The sequence below is a fragment of the Bacillus infantis NRRL B-14911 genome (assembly GCF_000473245.1).
Classification (GTDB): Bacteria; Bacillota; Bacilli; order Bacillales; family Cytobacillaceae; genus Bacillus_AB; species Bacillus_AB infantis.
In genome coordinates, this window is record NC_022524.1 from 4,402,298 (window position 1) to 4,425,258 (window position 22,961).

Annotated in this window: 9 protein-coding genes and 1 pseudogene; all 10 read right to left on the bottom strand. The window is 45.2% G+C overall.

Features of this window, described 5'->3' with window-relative positions:
- Nucleotides 1-50 precede the first annotated feature (50 nt).
- The gene (locus N288_RS21765) at nucleotides 51-4,424 is read right to left on the bottom strand and encodes an S-layer homology domain-containing protein (protein ID WP_022544484.1); all 4,374 of its coding nucleotides are present in this window, start codon (nucleotides 4,422-4,424) and stop codon (nucleotides 51-53) included.
- A 426-nt stretch (nucleotides 4,425-4,850) separates the two neighbouring features.
- Nucleotides 4,851-6,821, bottom strand: a complete 1,971-nt coding sequence (locus tag N288_RS21770; RefSeq protein ID WP_009792696.1) for an S-layer homology domain-containing protein — start codon at nucleotides 6,819-6,821, stop codon at nucleotides 4,851-4,853.
- Nucleotides 6,822-6,962: 141 nt separating this feature from the next.
- Nucleotides 6,963-7,964 (bottom strand): C40 family peptidase, encoded by a 1,002-nt coding sequence (locus N288_RS21775; RefSeq protein WP_022544485.1) that lies wholly within the window; start codon nucleotides 7,962-7,964, stop codon nucleotides 6,963-6,965.
- Nucleotides 7,965-8,162: 198 nt separating this feature from the next.
- Nucleotides 8,163-10,085 carry a S8 family peptidase gene (locus N288_RS21780; protein ID WP_009792693.1) on the bottom strand — a complete coding sequence of 641 codons (1,923 nt, stop codon included), beginning with the start codon at nucleotides 10,083-10,085 and terminating at the stop codon, nucleotides 8,163-8,165.
- Nucleotides 10,086-10,259: 174 nt separating this feature from the next.
- Nucleotides 10,260-11,651, bottom strand: a complete 1,392-nt coding sequence (locus N288_RS21785) for an N-acetylmuramoyl-L-alanine amidase (protein WP_022544486.1) — start codon at nucleotides 11,649-11,651, stop codon at nucleotides 10,260-10,262.
- 310 nt (nucleotides 11,652-11,961) lie between these two features.
- Nucleotides 11,962-16,362, bottom strand: coding sequence for a S8 family serine peptidase (locus N288_RS21790; RefSeq protein WP_022544487.1), 4,401 nt, complete (start codon nucleotides 16,360-16,362; stop codon nucleotides 11,962-11,964).
- A gap of 269 nt (nucleotides 16,363-16,631) precedes the next feature.
- The gene (locus tag N288_RS25745) at nucleotides 16,632-16,763 is read right to left on the bottom strand and encodes a hypothetical protein (protein WP_022544488.1); all 132 of its coding nucleotides are present in this window, start codon (nucleotides 16,761-16,763) and stop codon (nucleotides 16,632-16,634) included.
- A gap of 62 nt (nucleotides 16,764-16,825) precedes the next feature.
- Nucleotides 16,826-17,704 carry a helix-turn-helix domain-containing protein gene (locus tag N288_RS21795; RefSeq protein ID WP_009792689.1) on the bottom strand — a complete coding sequence of 293 codons (879 nt, stop codon included), beginning with the start codon at nucleotides 17,702-17,704 and terminating at the stop codon, nucleotides 16,826-16,828.
- Nucleotides 17,705-17,890: 186 nt separating this feature from the next.
- Entirely contained in the window at nucleotides 17,891-18,895 is a 1,005-nt protein-coding gene (locus tag N288_RS25910) for an S-layer homology domain-containing protein (protein WP_410110758.1), read from the bottom strand.
- A 228-nt stretch (nucleotides 18,896-19,123) separates the two neighbouring features.
- Nucleotides 19,124-22,744 (bottom strand): annotated as a pseudogene (locus N288_RS21800) (bifunctional 2',3'-cyclic-nucleotide 2'-phosphodiesterase/3'-nucleotidase); the annotation flags it as partial.
- Nucleotides 22,745-22,961 lie beyond the last annotated feature (217 nt).

Below are 22,961 nucleotides of genomic sequence, written 5' to 3' on the forward strand. Positions count from 1 at the left end.
AGCCAGCATTGTAAAAGATGCTGGCTCTTTGTTTTGAGGCAATATGCTATTTAAGGAGCAGGAGGATATGTGCCGATATCATCAATATAATCCGTAGGTAATTCTATCCACTGGCTATCATCATAAGCTGCTGACCCTTGTGTTACTCCGCTTTGTCTTACCAGTGTTTTATCCTTGAAATATTTTACAGAGTCGATTAACTGCTCTCCATACATCAGTTGAACATCAACGTATTCAACACTTCTTTCAGGCTCTATAGGAAAAGGAATGCGTAAAACTTTAGATGGGATTTCTTCATCAGTCCACCAGAAGTTAGACTCTACAATTGCCAGTATTTCTTTAGACTCTAGTGTAAGTCCAAAGCTTTCAAATGTAATATCTTCCCCGGCAACCACCAGCTTTAGCTGTGATAGATCAACTTCAGCCGCCGTAGGATTATAAATCTCTAAAGCCAGGTCAAATAATCCCCAGACCGTTTCAGAAATGAATAGGTTGGGAGCAGCTGGAGAAGCACTTTGGACAGTTAATTGGAATGTCCTGCTGACTGTTCCCCCTTTGCCATCCTCAGCAGTGATTGTAATTGCCGCTGTTCCTGCATTTACAGGTGTGATTGATAAGGCAGTTCCTGTCATATTCACAACAGCAACTTCTCTATCTGAAGAGTCGGCTTTCAATGTTAGGGCGTCGCCATTAGCATCCCCAAATACCTGGCTCAAATCCAATATCATTGGGGCTCCGCCTGCCATCACTGTCTGATCCGGAATTCCATTCTTAACTACGGGAGCCTGATTCGGTTCCTCTACTGTTATATAAAAGCTTTCCTCTTCACTCCCGCCCCGGCCATCAGCTGCTGTAACACTGATCACGGCTCTTCCTTTGTTTAACGGCGTTAATTTCAGATATGTTCCGTTCACATCCACTGCTGCAATTCCGCTATTGTTGGAGATGGCTGTCAGAGTAAGTTTGTCTCCATCAGGATCTGAAAAGACATTGCTTATATCTATCATAAACGGTGCTTCTCCAGCCACAGCCGTCTGATTGACTATTTCCTTTGCCAATACAGGCGCGCGGTTCGGACGCTCTATTGTTATCGTGAAACTTTCTTCCACGGTTCCGCCGCGTCCGTCATCAGCTTTTACCGTGATGGTGGCTGTTCCAGCGCTTAACACTGTTACCTTCAGGTCAGTTCCGGCAACCTCCGCTGATGCTATTGTGCTGTCTGATGAGGCTGCTGTCATCGTGAGGCCGTCCCCGTCGGCATCCCCAAATACCTGGCTCAAATCCAGTATCATCGGAGGTCCTCCTGCCATCACCTTCTGGTCAATCATTTCTTTGGCCACTATTGGAGCACGGTTCGGCTGCTCTATTGTTATCGTAAAGCTTTCTTCCACCGTTCCGCCGCGTCCGTCATCAGCTTTTACCGTGATGGTGGCTGTTCCAGCGTTTAACACTGTCACCTTTAGGTCATTTCCGACAACCTCCGCTGACGCTATTGTACTGTCTGATGAGGCTGCTGTCATCGTGAGGGCGTCCCCGTCGGCATCCCCAAATACCTGGCTCAAATCCAGTATCATCGGAGGTCCCCCTGCCATCACCTTCTGGTCAATCATTTCTTTGGCCACTACTGGAGCACGGTTCGGACGCTCTACTGTTATATAAAAGCTTTCCTCTTGACTTCCGCCGCGGCCGTCAACGGCTGTAATAGTAATCGTCGCTCTTCCTGCGTTTAACGGTGTTAACTTCAGGCCTGTTCCGATTACTTCCGCTGTTGCTATGCCAGCATCGTTAGTGCCGGCAGTTATAGTGAGTGTGTCTCCGTCAATATCTTCAAATACATTGGTCAAATCTATTAAAGACGGTTCATCACCTGCTATAGCCGTCTGATTGACTATTTCATTTTTCAATATAGGCGCATGATTCGGCCGCTCTGCTGTAATTGTAAAACTTTCTTCCACCGTTCCCCCGCGTCCGTCATCAGCTTTTACCGTGATGGTGGCTGTCCCAGCACTTAACACTGTCACCTTTAGGTCATTTCCGGCAACCTCCGCTGATGCTATTGTGCTGTCTGATGAGGCTGCTGTCATCGTGAGGCCGTCCCCGTCGGCATCCCCAAATACCTGGCTCAAATCCAGTATCATCGGAGGTCCTCCTGCCATCACCTTTTGGTCAATCATTTCTTTGTCCACTACTGGCGCGCGGTTCGGCTGCTCTACTGTTATCGTAAAGCTTTCTTCCACCGTTCCCCCGCGTCCGTCATCCGCTTTTACGGTAATCGCCGCTGTTCCCGGGGCAGATGGCGTCAGCGTTAAAGTGGTTCCATCCGCACTTGCAGCCGCTACCCCTGAATTTGAAGATTCCGCTGTAATAGTCAATGAATCATGATCGGCATCCATAAATACATTGCTTAGATCTACTGTGATCGGTGCTGTTCCAGCCACAGCCATCTGGTCCGCTATCTCATTAGCTACCACGGGAATGCTGTTTGGCTGCTCAACATTCACAAAGAAACTCTCATAGACAATTCCGCCCCTGCCGTCATCAGCGGTTACTGTGATAGTGGATGCCCCTGCAGTAACAGGTGTTATCAGTAGCGTTGCACCCTGGAGGGAAGCATCTGCTACATCTGCAGCTGAGGAAACCGCAGTTAATTGAAGGGCATCACCATCAGGATCGGTAAATACGGAGCCCAATTCAATTGAGAAAGGGGCACTGCCTGCTGTCAAGTTTTGATCGGACACTTCAGCCGCTACAGCAGGCGCCCTGTTTGGGATGACAGTTGCGCCGCCTGGTACATAATCCGGATTGTCCTTGCCACCGATTTTTTGTATATTGTTTTTAACACTTTCATAGTTTGATATGGCCTCGGCTGGCTCCACTCCAGCAGGAAGCTGCATATCAGCAATCCTTGTATATCTGCCAAGAATGAATCTGGAATCCTTATCGACAGTCTTCAAAAGTCCAACTTGGCCTGTGGATTCAACCCTCACAATAGAAGCTGAAGAGGCAGCCATTTGACCGAAGCTGGCATTTCCGCTTATCGTAATGTCTCCATTGCCAATGATACGTACTTCTTCTACATTTGAATTAATTTCAACACTTTCCACACCGGCTTCGATCGTGATCTTCGGAATAATCGTTTGGGATTCTGCAGTGAATCTTGTTTTGCTGCGGATCAGCACAGAATCTGCTTTTGTTTCGCCTGAAGCTTCGACGATTGCATTCCCTTTTGTAATCTCAAGTACCCCTAAGTTTGAATTATGAAAGACAATATGGGAAGCTGCAGATAGATCCATCGTGTCTGCTTTAGCCTCATACTGGCTTTGGGCTGTTTTATAAGAAAGGGAGTTATATACCTTGCCTGAATCCGCAAGAGTCGCTGCAGCTCCATCCGAGACGATAGTTTTTCCGGAAACACTTATGTTTTCTGTGTAAAATGAATGCTGCACTGACTTTATGATTTCAAGATTTCCTTTGATATTCATATCTTTGAGAATGATAAAGTCACCATTTACAATCAAATCGGCATCAATCAGAGCATTGTTTCCATTCAATGTTCTATGATTATAGGTACTGCCATTTGGGCTTGCTTGCCCGCCCGCTGTCAGTTCGACCGAAGTTAATTTAACAATCTTGTCTCCGTCAGGGCTGAATGTGATATTCGCTCCTTTAAGGGCTCCTTCATTCTCGGCATTAAACCATGATTTCAAAGATGCAGTTAAGGAGAATGTGCCTTTATCCGTCACTACAAGCTGATCAGTAATGCGCGATACCGCTGCTGTAATTTGCAAAGGCTTCGCGGCAAGCTCGCTGCGGTAAATAAAAGCTGCCATCTGGCCCCGGCTTACTTTCTCATTCGGTGAGTAGGTTTTTGCTGTTGTCCCATTAGTGATGCCTTTTTCTATTAAAGGCTGCAGGTAGCCTGCAAACCAATCTGAAGGATTTACATCATGGAACCGCTTATCTTTCAGGGGACTTGATTTAAAATCATAGCCCAGAGCTATTATTTTTGCCATCTGTGCACGTGTAATGGGTTCATTCGGCTTGAACTGGTCTCCATATCCCTTTACGATGCCCTGCTCAGCTAAAGCAGCAATATAGCTGTATGCCCAGTTGTTTTTCGATACATCTTTAAACCCTGGGTCCTTAACATGGTCTGTTTTTATATTTAGAGCAAGCGTAAGCATTTTGGCTGCCTGGGCACGGGTCACACTTTCATTCGGTTTAAAAATGCCATTCCCAAAGCCCTTGATAATTCCTTTTTCCGACAGGCTGGAAACAGCTTGATAATAGTAATCGTTATTTCTCACATCTGAAAAACTGGTACCTTGTGCGTAAGGAAGGAGAGGCGAAACCGAACCTGCCACCATGACACCTGCTGATGCTGCTAAAAAAAATCTCCAATTAGACCTATGCTTATACCGCATATCATTTCCTCCAACATAATAAAATGGCAAAAATAGAACAGCATTGTTCATTAAAACCTATTAACAAACACAGCTACTACAATGATTATCGGCAGATTTCAGTCTACATTTAGAGCATTTTAGTTCGAATTAACTATATTTTAGAATAGTCAGCTGCCCTTTTAGGAAGAAATATACTAAATACAGACTGCATACATCCCGGTTTACAGCTGCCCTTTTCTGGGAAAAGAAGCTAAGCCGGGGCGGGGGTTCCTCCGAGCAAAGCCAACGTGTTCCCCGCTTCCGGCTTTGTCTGTTTAAGTGCATAAAAAAACCGGCTGCAGCGATTTCGAATCGTCTGCAGCCGGCAAAACCTTTCAGGGGGATTAATAGTCAGTATCCCCATTTGTCTTTCTTTTATTCAATGATGCTTAAAGTCTTTTAAAATTATTTCACTATCGGCATCAGTTTGATGTACTGAGCTGACACATAGGCTTCAGAGATAGTGTTGTGGTCCGAGATAATCTTGCTCCAGCCATTGCTTGTGCTTTGCACCACAATCGGCATGCCTGCATTTTTGTACGTATATTGCAGGTTCAATGCTGAAACCTCAGGTGTGCTGCGCACATTCAAGCCTGAAGTAGTTGTTTCACTAATCTGGTAGAATCCAAAATCTTTCTTGCCTAAATAACTGTCCACCCTATACATATGGCCGGCGATCTTCTGGCCCCAGAAAGGATCTGACGCATATTTCACATTAAATCCGCGGGATTTGTTTCCTGTCGCACCGCCGTTAGGGTAGGCGCCGAGCGGGTTAATGTAATTTTTGTTCAGGTACCTTGTGGCCAGGGCATCGATCGCTTCTGCCGGTGCAGCAAATTTCTCTGCCTCATTCAGGTTGCTGTCATATGCCTTCAGTCCAAAAAGGTTGTTTCTTTCCTGTGAAAGCCTGCTCATGCCATAGTCGCTTTCGTGCATGGCCATGGAAAGAATCAAGAGGCCATTAATTCTATGCTTTGCTTCGGCTGCTTTAATGGCAGCGCCAAGTCCCTTGATCTTACTGAGCTTTGCAGCATCCTTATAGCGTACAAAGGCTGCCGGATTGCTTCTGTATAATGCATCCAGTTCGCCGAGCCTCATATCAATGAAACGATTCAGCTCTTCTGCCGTATAATTCGTTGTTGTCCTGGCAGGGAGATAATTGAAGTATTGATAGGCTGTCCCGATTGTTTGTCCGGTTGTATTTGTAAATGTTCCTCCATCCCAGCTGTAGTACTTGTTCCCGGCTGTAAGGAATGAAGGAGCCTTGCCCATGGAATATGAAGCATAGGTATTGGTTGAAGGCGTGTAGATGGAATGAACCAGCTCACCATTCACATTGACAGAATAATAGTTTCTGCCGGCTACCTGCTGATTGGGAATCAGATAAGCTTCGGTGTGCTTTACATATGCAGTCATCCCCGCAATGATCACTTTTACATAGTTTTCATTAGAATCTACATATTTCATTTCCTGCTGGGCAGGGACATAGGTAATATTATTCTTAAAGCTTGAATCGCTGTATATATACGTTAAAGAGCTGCCTACCGGCGGTCTGGAAATGACAAGTCCCGCTGACATTTTGACGATCTGTTCATTCAGCGTCACCACCTGACTGGAGCTTGATACAGCTTTATTGGCCGCATCAAAGGTTGAGTATGAACGGGATCCCGGCTGAAGGTTTCCACTGCTATCGATTGTCGACACCCGGAAAGCGCCTGATTCGGGCTCTTCTCCCCCAGGGCCCTCTCCCACAAAGGATTCAGCTGTTTTAATCATCCTGTATATAAAGGCTGCTGCCTCTGCGCGGGTAGCTGACTTCTGCGGAAGAAAGCGGAAGCTTCCATCGCCGTTGGGCACGCCCTTTATAATCTGGTCATATAGGTTTCTTGCTACTGCCTGCCTGAAGCTTTTATTAATCTGGCCGGCATCTGTAAAACTTAAAGGAGCCTCAGTTCTGTCCACATTCAAGTAGATAAGCGACCTGTCAATCATGACCGCCATTTGCTCTCTCGTGACCGGATCATTCGGCCCGAATTTCCCATTGGCATATCCTGTCACAATTCCTGCAGCACCTGCGCTGTTGATTCCCGGCGCCAGACTTGAGGATAGAGGCACATCCGCAAACGACACAGGTCCTTCAGGAAGCTTCAAGGCCCTTGCTACAAACGCAGCAAACTGCCCCCTGGTCACCATCTCGCCGGGCTTATATACTCCGTCTCCAAATCCGTTGATAATGCCTTCACTTACCATCGCACGCATTTCGGTCTCCAAAGTAATCCCTGAGATATCATCATTGGCAAATGCTGACTGCCCGGTAAAAGAAAACAGGCTGACTGCCAGCATAAGAGCGAAAAGCATGCTGAATTTGTTCTTCATTTTTCTCCCCCTAAGATTTTACAAGATTCCCTCTTATTCTACCAAAACTACCATGGCAAAATGAACATGAAATTCAAGTTTCCGGAAAAAAAAGCAAGAAAAAAACCAGGAGTGCGGGACTATCCTCCTGGTTTGCATGAATTATCTGGAATTATTCATAGAGTTATAGATTGCCGCTGAAAAGACGGCTCTTGTTGCGTTGCTTGACGAACGGTATTGGCTGCCGCCAAAGATGGAAGTCGTATCGATCTGGTGCATGACCATGATGGCATTGAAAGCCCAGTAGCCAGGACTGACATCTGTATACACGGTGCTTGCGGCTGTGACACCTTTATTCTTGAGATTGAAGGCCCGCTGAATGATGACGGCCATCTCTGCACGTGTCATATTGCTGTTTGGACGGAATGTGCCATCGGCAAAGCCGGTGATAATCCCGGATTCTCTTATAGCTGCAATATCATTGGCAAATTGATAGTTTGGCGATACATCCTTAAAAGCATTCAGGCTGGAAGCATCCTTTTTCAGCACTCTGTTGATGATGGCCGCAGCCTGTCCTCTTGTAACCGGGTTCTCTGGAAGGAAGGTTGAATTCTCAAAGCCTTTAATGATGTTCTGGCTGCTGAGCGCATTGACTGCTGCATATGCCGGATGATTGGCATCAAGGTCTGTATACTGCTGTGATGCCGCTGCCGCTGCAACCACCCTTTTCGCACCTGCAAACTTTGGTCCCCAGTATGTACTGCTCAATGAATCAATCTTGATGCCGCTGCTCGTTGTTGCACTGATGAACTGATTGTCGCCTATGTAAATGCCTGAATGGGTGATACCTGCTTTATCATATGTTTTTTCAAAAAAGACAAGGTCACCGACCGCCAGATCAGACTTTGAAACCGGAGTGCCGACATTATACTGATCAGCCGATACACGCGGGAGAGTGATGCCCACTTTTCCAAAAACATAGAAGAGGAATCCTGAACAGTCAAAACCGCTTGGAGCAGTGCCCCCATATTTATATGGCACACCAAGATTGTCTTTTGCTATAGCTGCGATCTGTTCCTGCTGTGACGATGCAAACGCTGATGATACAGGCAGGATAGCAAAAACCATCACTGCAATGAGTAGTTTTGACAATAACCGTTTCATTTTTTCACCTCTGGGCTTTTTTTCATAAATAATATCGAAATATGAATTTTATAGGCTTATTTTATCAGATAATTCCGGACTATTACTTTACGATTATGTTACAAATGGGTTTGATGGGAATATGTGACGAAAAAGGAGGGTATATATGTAAGTTGGCATATCTGAACATAAAAAAGACAGGCATAAAGCCCGTCTTTTTTATCTTAAACCTTTATTTTCCGCCCTTGCCAGGAATACGGCATAGGAGGAGCGGAGCATCTTTTCTCCCGGCTTGAATGTACCATCAGGATAGCCTTCTGAAATATGAGCTCCGGCGATTTTCAGAATTTCCTTTGAACCGGCTATGCTTGGGCTCACATCTGAAAATGAGACATTTGAAGCCTCAGGCAGTTTATAGCCTCTCGCTATCAAAATGGCCATTTCTGCGCGTGTCACCGGCTCATTCGGCCTGAATGTCCCGTCTTTGAACCCGGTCAATATCCCGCTGGCTGCAGCTCCTTCAATATAGCCAGAAGCAAAGCTGGCAAATGGAACATCCTTAAATCTGGTAGCCTTCTGGGTGCCTTCGATACCCAGCGCCCTTCCAATCATTGCAACAGCTTCTGCCCTGGTTACAAGCTTTCCTGGACCCATCATTTTTTCCTGATAGCCGTTCAGTATACCTTCCCTGTTGAGGTATATTAAGTGCCTGCTGTACCAAAGCGAATTTGTCATGTCCTTGAAGTAAGGAGAAGCAATCTCTGCAGAGACAAGCGTGCTTCTGTCCAGTTTCTCTTCCTTCCCGTTCAGGGGCACAATCATGTAAGGGACCTGTCCTTTTACCCCGTAGTCCTCAAAAACTGGTTCTGCGGCCCCTTCTGCGATCAGTCCGCCGAAACGATATACATTATAGGCCTTGAATTCCTTCAAAACATTCTGCATATCCAGTGAGATTTTCCCGCTGTTGTCTGCCTTGGCCGAGACGGGTATCGGATTTACCTTTGCTGTGTCTGCCTGAACGAGGCCGTATCCGTAAAGATGATCTTTTCCCTGAGTGCCAAGGTCCTTGGCATTTGTCTGCAGAAGCTTCCTGATCTGCTTATTCGTGTAGCCGGGATATTTCTGCATATATAGTGCTGCCATTCCGGCTACGAAAGGGGATGCCATTGAAGTTCCCGTCATGTACCCATACCCTTGAGGCGTTGTGCTGTAAATAGAGCTGCCCGGTGCGGCTAGCTCTATTTCAGCCCCGCTGGAGGATGAAGGCACCTTCACATTCGCTTTATTGACGGCGGATACGGCAATGACACTCGGGAACTTGCCGGGATATTCCACAGTATTCACATCGTCGCCCTTCCCCGAGTTTCCGGCTGCAGCAATGATCAGGATTCCTTTTTCATAAGCTTTATCTATCATTGTCCGGATACCAACATCATCATATGGTGTGGTGAGACTCAGATTGATGATATCCACATCGTTTTTGATGGCCCATTCCAGTCCTGCCATGACAGTGGATGAAGTACCGTCCCCTCTGCGGTCCAGCGCCTTGACCGCATATAATTGTGCTTCAGGGGCCACGCCGACTATGCCGACCTCATTGTCCAGGGCACCAATGATACCTGCCACATGGGTTCCATGCCCGTTCTCATCCTTATAAGAATCCTTGCAGGCCAGCGGATTATAATTAAGATCCAGTACACAGGCACCGCCAGCGATGGAAAGATCCTCATGCTCAGCAGCACCGGAATCGATAATGGCAATCTTTACGCCTTTGCCTGTCAGGCCTGCCGGCTGCATGGACGTTCGGTTTATATTCCCGTGCGCCCATGGAATCACCTGTCCGCCCACCTGTACCTTCTGATCCTTCTCAAGGCCCGCAAGCTCACCGGAGAGGCGCAGTACTTCTGCCGAGGCGGCAGGCAGCTTAACTGCAGCGGCATGGATCAGCCCATATTCCCGCGTTACTTCCCCGCCTGCCGACTCAATCAGCTTTTCATTGATCTCCCCGTTAAAAAACGCGATGTAATTAGCCTCCTGTGTCTCCGGGGCGGCTTTTGCAGCAGTGCTGCCATTATTCATGACCGGAAATAGGATATTGCTTATTAACAACATAACTGCCGCAGGCATCAGCCATTTTTTCATAGTTAAAGACTCCGTTCTACTAGATTCACGAAAGCGGGGAACGGCTTCAGCAAGCTGCCGAATCGCTATCATTCTTTCATTCTATCATTATCTTATATAAAGGCTGAACTATAAAACAAAAGGAGCTTAATCAGCTCCTGTTGTTGTTTATATCTTATAGAGTCGGGGTAAATATCAGATATTATAGTAAGAGGACACATTGTACCCTTTTTGCTTATAATAGTCTAAAATCCCGAAATAAATCGCCTCTGCCGCTTTCTGTCGCCAAGCTGACGATTTGAGTTTTTCATTATCTTTCTGATTGTCAATGAAACCAAGCTCTACAAGCACTGCAGGCATGGTATTTTCACGGATTACGTGGAAGTTTCCGTGTTTAACGCCTCTGTCATAGAGTTTCCAGGCGTTAAGCAGCCTGTTTTGGACTGCTGCTGCCAGTGCCTTGCTTTCAGCTGTATTTGGATTCGTTGCAGCCGAATTATAATAATAGGTTTCGGTTCCGTTGGCTGTTCCATTGAATGCATTTGCATGCACACTCAGGAATATATTCGCTTTAGCAGCCTTGGCAAATTCTACCCTTTTCTGCAGGGAGATAAATACATCGGTTTCCCTTGTCAGCTTTACATCAAACGGAGTCCTGCTCAACAGGCTCTTTACCTTTAAAGAGGTGTCCAGCACTACATTCTTTTCCAGGATGCCAAAACCGCCTGCACCTGGATCGGATCCGCCATGTCCAGGATCAATTACGATTGTCTGCAGGGCAATCGGATCATTATTTACATCCCCCGGCTTATAGCTTCCATCCAAGTATGCACCATGTACCAGCCCTTCAGCAGAGCCGGACTTTATGTACACCCAGTCTCCTACATTATAAGCAGCCTGTACGGTTGTTCCCTGTGCTAAAGAATCAACCTTTGGATAATCTGTGTTCGGCCCTGTCCGTACATTCAGGGAATCTGCGTTTACCGTAAGTTCACCTGTAAATGAAACACTTGCGCCGATCCTAAGCTTGTAATCTACCGATCTGGCGAGGAATACGGAAAAATCCGCCCTTTTAATATTGGAATCATATCCAAAATTCGTTGGTGAAATCCCCTGGGCTATCCCCCTGGCCATCAGTGCATTCGCTGCACCGCCCGTACTGTTCTCCCCGTATTGGAAAGCACGGCTGATCAGCAGGGCCATTTCTCCCCGTGTCACCGGCTTGCCCGGCTTGAAGGAGCCATCGGAATATCCTGAGATGATCCCTTTATCTACAGCTGATTGAATATATCCAGAAGCAAACGACTGACTGTTGACATCTTTAAATTGTGTGACTCTTTTCGCTCCATTAAGGTTTAAAGCCCTCCCAAGCATCGCCGCCGCTTCTGCGCGGGTTACCTCCTTGTTGGGGCTGAAATATCCGTCTGAGCTTCCCGTGACAATATTACCTTGAGCCAAGTACATGATTTCCTTGTAGGCTCTGTAATCAGCTCCTACGTCCTTAAAGGATCCAGCTGCTTCAGATGTTGTGCCAAAGAACGGCAGCATCATCAAAGCCAGCAAAATCACACAAAAAAATTTCCTCATTATCTAGCTTGCTCCTTTCGCCATTTTCCTACATTTTAACACACTGGAAGCTGTACCTGTATAATCCATTTTGTCTATAAACATGAAATTTTGTAATAAAATATTTCCAATTTCTTTATTTTGTGTCTTTTTCTACTATATTAAGAACCTTTTTTATGAGTCTATTGATTCTGGCTGTGAAAAAATAAGGGCATTAAGAATTACCCCTTTTAATATGAAAAACTAAAAAAGCATCAGTTCCCGGGACCAGGAGCTGATGCTTTTTTAGTTTACGTTTTCATTTCAATTCGATTTCAAAGATTTTGCGTTATTAGATCTCATCCAGCAGGGAAAGCTGCCTGTACAGCATAACTGCAGCTTCCGCCCTTGTTGTGTCCGCTTTCGGAGCAAAGGTTCCGCCGGCTTTTCCTTTTACAATGCCAAGGGCCGCTGCCTGGGATACTGCTTCCCGCAGACCAGGACTCACTGTACTTTGATCCTTGAATTTCTTTTCGGAGGATACGCCGTCCAAAAGATCTTCATTCAGGTAGCGGATGGACCTAACGATCATGGCGGCCATCTGCTCACGCGTTATTTCCTCTCCCGGATTATACTTTCCTTTCAAATCGCCCTGTACAATGCCTGCACGGCTCGCAGCCTCAATATGGAGCACACTCCATGATTGCTTGGCCGTAACATCGGGGAAGACACCCCTGTAGGATTCTGTCGGTATATTTAAGGCTCTTACAAGCAATACGGCAAACTCTGCTCTTGTCAGCTTATCGCCGGGAGCAAATCTGTCTGCCGTCTTCCCTCCTGTAATGGAGCGGGAAGCCAGCACCTCGATTTCATCCTTTGCCCAATGCGTCTTGATATCGTTGAATGTTTTGCTGTTTTCTAATACTGCATACTTGGAGAAGTGATTCACCGAAAATGTTACTGAATCCCCTTCAGCCTTGCCGCCTGTGTATTCCCATTTGTTCTGCTGTTCATTCAGGTAATAAGCGGCAGCCTTCCGCTTGTCATTCAATTCGGCCCCTTTGATTGAAAGGCTTACTGACACCGGCTCGCTGAAGCCTGTCAGATAGCGTTCCTTGCCATCTTTAGTGTAGATGATCTTTAAATCATACACATCCGAAATTCTCCGCTGTCCTTTTTCTGCTGCTGGAAGCTCGGATTTTTTCGGCTGAAGCTCTGAAACACTGAACTTGATCTCTCCTGATGAAAGTCCTGCTGCCTCTTTTAGAACCTTGGCCGGAATGGTGATGCTGGCATTACCTGTAGCCACTGTAAGAGACTTGTTTTTGTCTGCTATCTTCTTAATCGTTTCAGGCTTTACAACTGCCTGGAAGGAAGAAGCGTCCTTCTGTGAAGATGAGAGATCAATAGTAACAGATGATTTAAGAGGATCATTGATAGCGGCAAGAATTTTACCTTCATCAACTGTCAGGGTTGCCGTGCTTCCTTCAAGCTTTAAGTCGCCCTGGCTGTCTCCAGCAGGAGGTGCCGGCGGTGTTCCGCCCCCGCCTCCAGGGCTGCCTGGATTACCAGGGTCTGGATCTCCTGGATCACCCGGGTCGCCTGGGTCCTCACTGTCTTCTTCAGCCTCGAACTCTTTTTCTACTGCGTTTCCTGCATAGTCAAAGGCAGCTACAATGATTTCCTGGCCTGCTTCCAGGCTGTCAGGAAGGATGTACTCTACTGCATCGCCCGGCAGTCCGGGGGTTTCTTCTGTTGTGAAAAGCGTTTCTCCATCAATGAAAATATCAATATAGGCAATGCCGCTTCCTTCCGCGTCATCTTCTGCCTTGAATGTTAATTTCTGTCCGCTGTAGCTCGCTTCTAATTGCGGTTTTGTATTATCAATCTTGACCGGAATTTTGAAGCTTTGGAAGTCTGCTCCCTGATAATCAATTTTTGCCTTGATTTCGTAGAAATAGTCTCCCTCAGCGATTTTGTTATTTACTTTTCCATCCCAGCTTCTTGCAGGGTCAAGAGAGTAAAGCGGACTGCTGCCGCTATCATAATAATTTTTCGTAATATTATTTTCTGTTCTCAATTTCCTCAGCAGCTTACCTTCATCATCCAGAATATTGAATTCTGCTGTTTTGGCATTTCTCAGGAAAGATAAAACAGGGATTGCCTGTTCCTGTATTCCGTCTGAATTGGGAGAAATGGCAATGGACTCAGGGAGGGTTGCCTTTGTGAATGCATTATAGCCAAGATAGCCATACTCCCCATCCATCACGGTTACCATTCCTGCCATTTTATAAAAACTATCTGCCTCCCATACAAATCCGTCCAGGATCGGAGGGGCATTCCAGTCTCCCTTAAAGCCTGTATAAGGGACAGTCAGCGGAGGATTTTGATCTTCCGTATCTGTAAAAGTTACAAATCCTTCAGCAAAATACCCGTTTGCGAAAATTTCTTCCGGTGAAACTGTGCTTGTTCCGTCCTCACTCAGCACTTTAGCTTCTGAAAGGTCGATGTCCACTTTGATTTCTGCGGATGAATTTGCCGGCACCGTGATCACTGGTGCCTCCTCTCCATTGATGGCCACTTTTGCCCCCTGGAGTTCCTGTGCTTCCAGCTGGCCTGGCTGTACACCCAGATAGCCTTCTTCAGCCAGATCTGTCTGGGCATTGACATTAACCTGGTATACGGCCGCAGCATCTGAGTAGTTAGTGGCTTTAAGCGTAAAGGAAATAGAATCAGCTGAAATTTCCTTCAAAGCCACTTTTGCCTCGTTTGTCGCTGATTCTGTTACAACAACAGGAGTGTGCAAGGCTGCATTCAGCTGCATCATGCCTGCTCCCTGGCGGCGCGGCGAATAGAAATTATTCTGGGCAAGCTTGCTCTGCGCTGGGCCTTGATCCACAATCGGCTTTGCCGTATTCATAAGAAGGTTCTTGGCGAAAGCTGCCCGCTCATAGCCAGCCAGGCTGAATTCCTTGTCCACTCTCTCGAGGATAAGGGCTGAGCCGCCGGCAACATGAGGCGCTGCCATGGATGTACCACTCATCATCCCGTATTGATTATTATTCAATGTAGAGTAGATCTGTCCGCCGGGAGCTGTGATTTCCGGTTTGAAATCAAGATTAGGCGTAAGCCCCCATGAAGAGAAATCACTCATTTTCCCGGATTCCGGGTTTGCTACCTTGGCACTTTCCCCATTAAAGGAAACTTTCACTTCCTCACCGCTATCAAGGGCTGTTTTCAGCATTTCCCCATCCTGCATCTGCATCTCTATCTGAGGGATTACAACCGCACTGTCAGTGGCCATTCCAATCATTCCATCGGTATGATTGTAGATAATGACTCCGACTGCTCCAGCTGCCTGTGCGTTCAGGGCCTTATCTACAAAGCTGATTTCTCCGCGCTGGATCAGTGCGAATTTCCCTTCAAGATCAGCAGCCCGGGTTTCTTCCGGCTTGCCGAGTCCTGCATCGACCACTGAAAACTCTTCTTTATCCAATGCACTTGGATGGACGCTTCCTGCCGACAAAAACGGAAGCAGGCTTTCTTTTTCCCCGATTGAAACAGAAGCAGCTTCAAGATCCATAAAAGAGTTCTCTGAAGAAGCAACCTGAAGGGAATCATAAGATACTCCCGGAGCTCCGGAAACACCGATATCAGGATTTGAAGCATAAGGATTGTTTTCAAACCCGTAGCCAAAATGGGCAGAGTTGCCGCCTGAAATAGCCACAAGGACACCGCTGTCTACTGCCCTTTTCACAGCCATCTGCTCTGGGTCATCAGCAGAAACAAATCCTGCCGTTGAGCCAAGGCTCAGATTAAGGACATCGGCCCCCAGCTTGATGGCATCATCCATAGCTCTTATATAGATATCTCCGTAAGTTGACTGAAATTCAGGGTCATTTCCGAACACCTTCAAGGCCAAAAGCTGGGCCTCAGGCGCGACTCCCTTAATTCCGCCATTCTCCTCATCCCCATTTGCCCCTACTGTACCTGCCACATGCATTCCGTGCATGCTCGCATCAGGTCCAAGATCAAGGATGGTATCGTTATCATCCATATAGTTATAGCCATACGGGACTTTATCTGTATAAAACTTGCCCGGAAGCTGATTGGCAGAGATAAGGCTGTCTGTATCAGCCTGTGATAATTCTGCTGTGGAGCTGTCCGTCAGCACCATATCTTTATGATCCGGGTCAATGCCGGTATCAATGACGCCGACAATCATGCCTTCACCTTTGACTCCGTATTCCCTCCATGCTTCCTGAGCCTGGATAAATTCCTTGCTGTAAAGCATCTCCGGCTTTTCTTCCGGGCGTTCATATTCATTGACGATATGTACTTTCGCCACATTCTTTAATTTTCCGATGGCTTCCATGTCGCCATATTTCACTTCGGCGCTGAAGCCGTTGACAATCGTTGTAAAGCTGTTGAGATATTTGATTGCGACTTTTTTGGATTTGATTTCATTTTTAACCGCGCTTTGTGCAGTCACCGCATCTTTTTGAAGCTTATTTTTAACAGTTGGTGCTAAATCACCGAATTTCACGCCGCTTCTGCGCGCGTATTCTATCGCTGGTTCATCATCAAGCTCGACCAGTACACGGACCTTATCATCCGGCTTATATTGCTTGTCCAGCATCAATTTCTGCTGAACCGTTTTAGCTGAAGCCTTTGCAGGAGCAGCCGCTCCCATCGCCCCGGTTGCAAAAAGAAGGAGCATGATCATCAAAATAGAAAAGCTTTTCTTTATCACTGTCTTCCCCCCATGTTCTTTTACTATTTTTCCAGACTAATATCCCTTCTTTATTTGTCAGAATAGTAGATTATTGTTAATGTACCAATATTTTAAAGAAATGTAAATGTTAGCATAGGGGTCGAAAGTACTGTTTGATGGTGAGTGAGGTATTGTTTATTCAGGAATTTTTTCATAGAAGGGGGCTCACTGCAGAGAGGTGGGAGAGAGGAGAAAGTGCCGGTCAAAAGGAAAAAGCGACAGGCAGAAGCCTGTCACTCTGTTTTAAATTAATGCTGTGGTGGAAGGCCTGTTGTTGTTACTCCTCCGCCAGGCGTTACAGATGTATCAACTAATCCTAATCCAAACACTCCAGTTACAAGTGCACTTGCAAGAGTAAGGCCAGCAATAAATTTTTTCATACCGGAATTCCTCCTATCCTTTTTATATTGTAAGCATATTCCTGTTGTTACATATTATGTTATCATTTTTTTAATAACAATGCCATTTCATTATTAACCAAATCTATGAATTTTTCATTTCGCTGTATGGAGAAGACCGTTTTTGAGCTTTCGATAAACTCAATCCCTTTATCTTCTTCCCCAATTTTGAAGTAATTTTCTCCGCTTTGATAATTGAGTTCACCCAGCAGATACATGGTCTCCGATTCAATGCACATATCAATGCCCCTGTTGCTGTAGACAAGTGATTCATGATATTTGCCCATCTCCGACAGTGTCTGAGACAATCCGTAAAGTACACGAATTTTGATTTGGCTGTTTTTAATAAAAGGCAGGCTCTCAAGGCGGCCGTAGGCTTTATAATATGTTTCATACGCTTCGTGAAAGCGCTGTTCCTCGTAATAAATAACGCCGATGCTGTTCAGGATTTCAATTTCCCTTTCTGTCCAGACATTGGTGTCCACCTTCGTAAGGTCGATGGCCTCCCATAATACATCAATCGCTTGCTGCACATTCCCAGAATTATAATAAATGGAAATACCTTCATGCCATTTTAAAAATTGAAGATGAAAAGGCGTTTGAAACAGGGGATTGTTCATCTCCCTTTCTACTATCAGCCCGATGGATTTATACTCCCTGTTCCGGATATACTTTCGGATTATCTGCTGTACGGCTTCTATGTAGGTAGATGAGGTAGATTCGCTCACATCAAAGAAAATATTGATCTTCAAGCCCATCTTCTCCCCCAGCTTTTCCAGGATGTCCACGGACGGATATGACTTCCCTTCCTCGATTTCTTTTACTGCCTGCGGAGGACAAATATTCGCTGCCAGCTCCTCATGCGAAAGATTAGCCGCTTTTCTCAAACGATGCAAAGTTCTGCCGATACTCCCAAGATCCATTTTCGGGCCTCCATTCCAGGAATGTATTTGGTTACTAGATAACTATTCTGTGCTTGTTTTGAAAATCCTTCTTTTTTTGGTGACAGGCACCTCCCGGAATTTGTCGAATTATATATTTTGTTTTCTTTCGGGAGATGCCTGTTTAAAGCAGAAGAAGCTCCCTAGGGAGGGAGCTTCTTTCTGCTTTTACATCATGTCAGAGAAAGTGAGGGCATTTTGGATCATTTTAACGATTTGAGCCCTTGTTGTATTCCCTTTAGGATCAAACTTGCCGTCAAGCTTACCGCTCATTACGCCGGCTTGAAGAAGAAATTCAATATCTTCCTTGGCAAAGCTGCTGATCTTCTTCTGATCTTTCAAGCTGTCAAGTGACTTGGACTTATCTGCTTTTGAAGCATCATAGCTCATGTAATCCATTGCACGCTTGATCATGGCAGCTGCCTGCTCACGGTTAACCGTTTCATTTGGATCGAATTTGCCATCCTGCTTTCCTTTGATAATTCCAGCCTCTACTGCAGCCATGATTTCTTCAGCATACTTGCTGCTTTTGCCAATGTCCTTGAAACGTCCATCGTAGTCTGCTTCAGGGGAGAGCCCTAAACTTCTTGTCAGCAATAACGCCAGCTGAAGTCTGGTTGTAGAAGTATTCGGCTTGAATGTGCCGTCTTCATATCCCTGGACGATATATTTAGAAGCAAGTGTTTCAATATCTTCTTTGTTCCAAATCTTAGAAATGTCCTTAAAGCTTACAGAGTTTTCAACAACTGTATATATGCCGTTTGTCAGGCTCTTAAAGATTGCTTCTTCACCCTTGAATTTCGTCGGTACAGCTGAGAAAGTTCCGTCGGCATTCAACTTTACAACTGTTGCATGCTTTGGATCAACCTGTTTGTTGAGTGTAATCACTCTTTCATTGTATTTAGGAAGTCGGCTGATTTCCTGTACCTTGTCGCCAGCGTTAGCCGAAACATTGAATTCAACTAGTTGAGATACTGGCTTAAGAGTGTTTTTGCTGATTACACCAGCAGTGTCTGCCGCCTCATTAACAGAGATAGACAGTTTAACATCTTCAGCTTTGGCACCCAGCTGTTTCGCAATGTCTTCTACTTTAATATCATCTACAGAAAGCTTGTAGTCAGCCTTATCTGCATTCACTTCAATTGTGAATTTCTTATGCTGATTTTTCAGCATTTCAAGAATTTCAGCAGAGATTTCTGCTTTTACTTTTTCCTGCCCAACAGCTGCTGGAAGTGTAATCGCAATTGACTTTGCATTTTTATCTGATGCCAGATAGCTCTGGATTTTCTGCTCATCAAGCTTTGCTACTGCATATGCTTGTCCATTCACAGTTTGCTTTTCAACTGTTACATATGGCAATTCCGGAGTTGACGGTGTACCTGGATTGCTTGGCGGAGTTGGAGCGGCTACTTTCTGAATCCTTCCTTCCACACCATATGTGAACGGCTTTTCCAACGTCTTTACAAAGTCAACCGTTGCATCCAAGTCGATTTGCCCAACTTCAAGGTCTGTCGCAAGTTCTGCAATCCCATATGATAGATTGCCATACATATAGTTATTCATAACAACCGTATATTCTTTATTCTTATCAATCGGTGTGCCATCTTCATTAAGAATATCCACTACTTTGCCTTTTTTAGCTGCACTGTCCCAAGAATATGTGTACTTGAAGCCGGCAATGTGGAAATCAAGGCCTTTTTCAGTGATTTGCTTATTTAATACTGTTTCAAGATCGGCTCCGCTCAGCTTCACTTTGTTCAGAACATTTCCGAAAGGCTGGATGGCGAATAGGCTTCCAAAGGTTACTTCTCCTGCCGGCAGGTTCGCACGCACTCCGCCGCCATTCATCAGGGCGAAATCTGCATCCATTGATGCAATCATCCCATCAGCAATCAGATTACCCAGTCCGTTATCAGCATATTCACTGTTCACAGATGGATAGCCTTTTGCAAGCTCAGTGGCATTTTCACCGACTACAACAGCTTTAATCGGCTCTACTTTATCCGCATACTTCTTAAGGATAGCAGCAACATCGGCATCCGGTGTATAGTCGCTTTGCTTAACCTGAACAATCTCAGCTGCTTTTCCGACAATGTCGCCGGTAGCTGGATCGATTTCGATATCTACATCAGAAAATGCTGTTCCATAAGAATAGGCTTGGACAATCAGCTTGTTGTCTACTACTTTATTCACTTTCACGTGGTTGTGAGCCGCAAAGATAATATCAACTGCATCATCTACATTTTCAGCGATAGTTGATGCATCATACAAATCAGCTTTTTGCTCCTGGAATGTAGGATTATGCGCCAGTACGACAATGGCTTCAACACCTTGCTCCTGAAGCTCTTTTGTATACTTGTTGATTGCTTCTACTTCGTCGGTAATCTTAAGGTTCTCATTTCCTTTGCGTACAATCATGTCAGGCGTTTCTTGTGTCACAACCCCGATAAATCCAATCTTTTGGCCGCCTACTTCTTTAACAGCATATGGCTCAGTAATCAGCTCATCAGTGCTGTCGTCGTAGACATTTGCTGCGACAACAGGAAAGTTCATTCCATCATAGTCTTCTGTGCCATTTGGATGCTGGCCTCCATTGATCATCCGCTTCAGTTCATCGATACCTTCATCAAATTCATGATTCCCCAGTGTACCAACGTCAAAGCCCATTGCTTCCATGATTTCTACTGTCGGCTCATCCTGGAACAGAGCTGATACAAGCGGACTTCCGCCGATCATATCCCCGGCATGTACAAGAAGTGTATTCTGATTATCAGCTTCCCTTTCCTTCATCGCTGCAGCTGTGAAATCAATTCTTCCAGAAGCTATGCCATCTACCTTAGTAGTAGTGTCCAGCTGTCCGTGAAGGTCGTTTAATCCCAGCAATTGTACTTTTACATGATCATTTGGCTGTTCAGCAGGTGTACCTTTTAGATCGATATTGAAAATACCGAAGCCTTGATCATTTTTTTCTCCAGTATAAGAAATGTTTCCATCTTCTTTTAAATAGGCTTCTGCCTTAGGAGAAGTAGTAAAGGTTACCTTTACATCTGCATCTATCGGAGCGATTGACCAGTTATTGTCAGCAGTAGGCGTAATTGTTTCTTCTTCTGTGATGTAGTCCATCAAAATCTGACGGTTTTCATCTGCAGAGTCCACAACCAGCTCGCTTCCTTTAACGCCCGGGAAGTTTCCGCCGCCGCCTGCACGGTAGTTATTTGTTACAACGATAAAGTCCTGATCAGGATCAACAGGCTGGCCGTCATATGTAAGGTTAATGACACGGCTGCTGTTTGCATTGACCACTTTTCCATCTTTATCATATTTGGCCGGCTTGGTTACATCGATTTGATAATTAACTCCATCAATAACATCGAAGTTGTAAACTGGGAAAGAAGGATTTAAAAGCTCCTGCGTTTCTGTCTTGGCAGGATCAATTGTGTTGAATTTCCCTGCGGTCATCTCAATCCATTCTTTTACGACAGAACCCTTCACCTTAACCGCCTTTAGCGTGTTGTCATAAAGGTAAAGATCTCCTGCACTCCGGATCGTCAGGTTGCCTTTTTTAATCTCAGTATATTCTTCTGCACCGTTTCTTCCGGCTTTAAAAGGAGCACCTACTGATAAAATTGGAAGATCTTTGTACTCTGGCTTATTAAGATTAATATACTTTTCTACAAACCATTTCTGGGCATTGGTTACAACTTGTACGGAAGGGTCATCCTGTACAAGGGCGAAATAGCTGTAAATGTCATCTGTTGTTGTGCCAATCGGCTGATTTACATAGTCAATTGTCTTATTGTGGGCTTCAGTAACTGCATCAACCACCTCTTGGTCAAGAGCCACCGAAGTTGAAACTTCACGTGTTGAGGATTGAGATCCCGTTACAGTCCAGGAATCACCCTGCTTCTCCAGTGTCAGGTCGATTAAGCCAAGAGAACCTCCGCCGTATCCAGCCTGTACAGCTGCCACTCCATTGATTGTCCCTTTTGCATTGTCAACTCCAGGCAGCACCTTGCCAGAAGCGTCTTTAAACAGGATATCAAGGGCGGCTTCAGTTTTAGCAGGGAATACTTTATGGGTGTGTGAAAAAGTAATGGCGTCAATGCCTTCTACTTTACTAAGACTGTATACAGTGTCCTCTGTGTTTTCCTCATTTCCGTTAAAGCCGGAGTGTGCCATTGCAATTATGACATCAGCACCTTCTTGCTTCATTTGAGGGATGAATTTATTGGCTGATTCTATAATATCTTTTGTAACTACTTTCCCATCTAGATTGGCCTTGTCCCAATCATTGATCTGAGGAGGAGCAAATCCAATATAGCCGATTTTAATTGTTTGAGGATTTCCTTGTTCGTCAGTTACTTCTTTATCTACAATTCTATATGGTGTAAATTCATTAACATCATTCTCGGGATTGTCGTCTTGATCATCTGTGTACACATTAGCATTAACGAAATCAAAATTTGCATCATCATAAGCTTCATCAAGGAAGTCCAGGCCATAGTTAAACTCATGGTTCCCTAAAGTGGCCATGTCATAGCCCATGGTATTCATAGCGGCAATGGAAGGGTGAAGCTCGCCATCTTCAAGCGGATCAATCTTGGCCACGTATGTACCAAGCGGAGTTCCCTGGATAAGGTCCCCGTTATCTACCAGGACACTATTGGGTTCTTCTTTACGAGCGTCTTCTATAAGGGTTGCTGTTCTGGCCAGTCCAACTTTTTCAGAAGCGGCATTTTTGTAATAATCAAAGTTTAAAAGGTTTGTATGAATATCGGTTGTTTCCATGATTCGAAGGTTCAGTGTTGAAGCGCTCTCCTGCGGTACTGCCGTATTGTAATTCACTTCTGGTTTTTCAGCCAAAACATTTACAATTGAAGCTTTCTGCACAGATTGTGAAAGCGCTTGATTATCAGCCGCCTCAGCACCTGCTTGAGTTGAAACGAAAGGAACGGATACAAGGCTTAAAGCCATTGTTGAAGTTAGAACTTTATTTATACTTCTCTTCTTCGACTTTTTCATACCATATTCACCCTTTACTAATAAGTAGAATCATTACAAATTTCGCTAAAATGTAACAACCCAGTTATAAATATATCAGAAATAAATAGCGAATAGTGTAAAAATTATTTAGCATTACAAATATTTTGTAAATGAGATAGTGGTGAATAGTGGTGACAGGCACCTCCCGGATTTTGTCGAATAGCGTTGGAATTAGCCAGATCGAATGGAAAAGCAA

Excerpts from the sequence above, each read along its gene's own strand:
- N288_RS21765 (WP_022544484.1), bottom strand. The coding sequence starts at position 4,424 with ATGCGGTATAAGCATAGGTCTAATTGGAGATTTTTTTTAGCAGCATCA.
- N288_RS25910 (WP_410110758.1), bottom strand. The coding sequence starts at position 18,895 with ATGCTGAAAAATCAGCATAAGAAATTCACAATTGAAGTGAATGCAGAT.
- N288_RS21785 (WP_022544486.1), bottom strand. The coding sequence starts at position 11,651 with ATGAGGAAATTTTTTTGTGTGATTTTGCTGGCTTTGATGATGCTGCCG.
- N288_RS25745 (WP_022544488.1), bottom strand. The coding sequence starts at position 16,763 with ATGAAAAAATTTATTGCTGGCCTTACTCTTGCAAGTGCACTTGTAACT.
- N288_RS21795 (WP_009792689.1), bottom strand. The coding sequence starts at position 17,704 with ATGGATCTTGGGAGTATCGGCAGAACTTTGCATCGTTTGAGAAAAGCG.
- N288_RS21780 (WP_009792693.1), bottom strand. The coding sequence starts at position 10,085 with ATGAAAAAATGGCTGATGCCTGCGGCAGTTATGTTGTTAATAAGCAAT.
- N288_RS21770 (WP_009792696.1), bottom strand. The coding sequence starts at position 6,821 with ATGAAGAACAAATTCAGCATGCTTTTCGCTCTTATGCTGGCAGTCAGC.
- N288_RS21775 (WP_022544485.1), bottom strand. The coding sequence starts at position 7,964 with ATGAAACGGTTATTGTCAAAACTACTCATTGCAGTGATGGTTTTTGCT.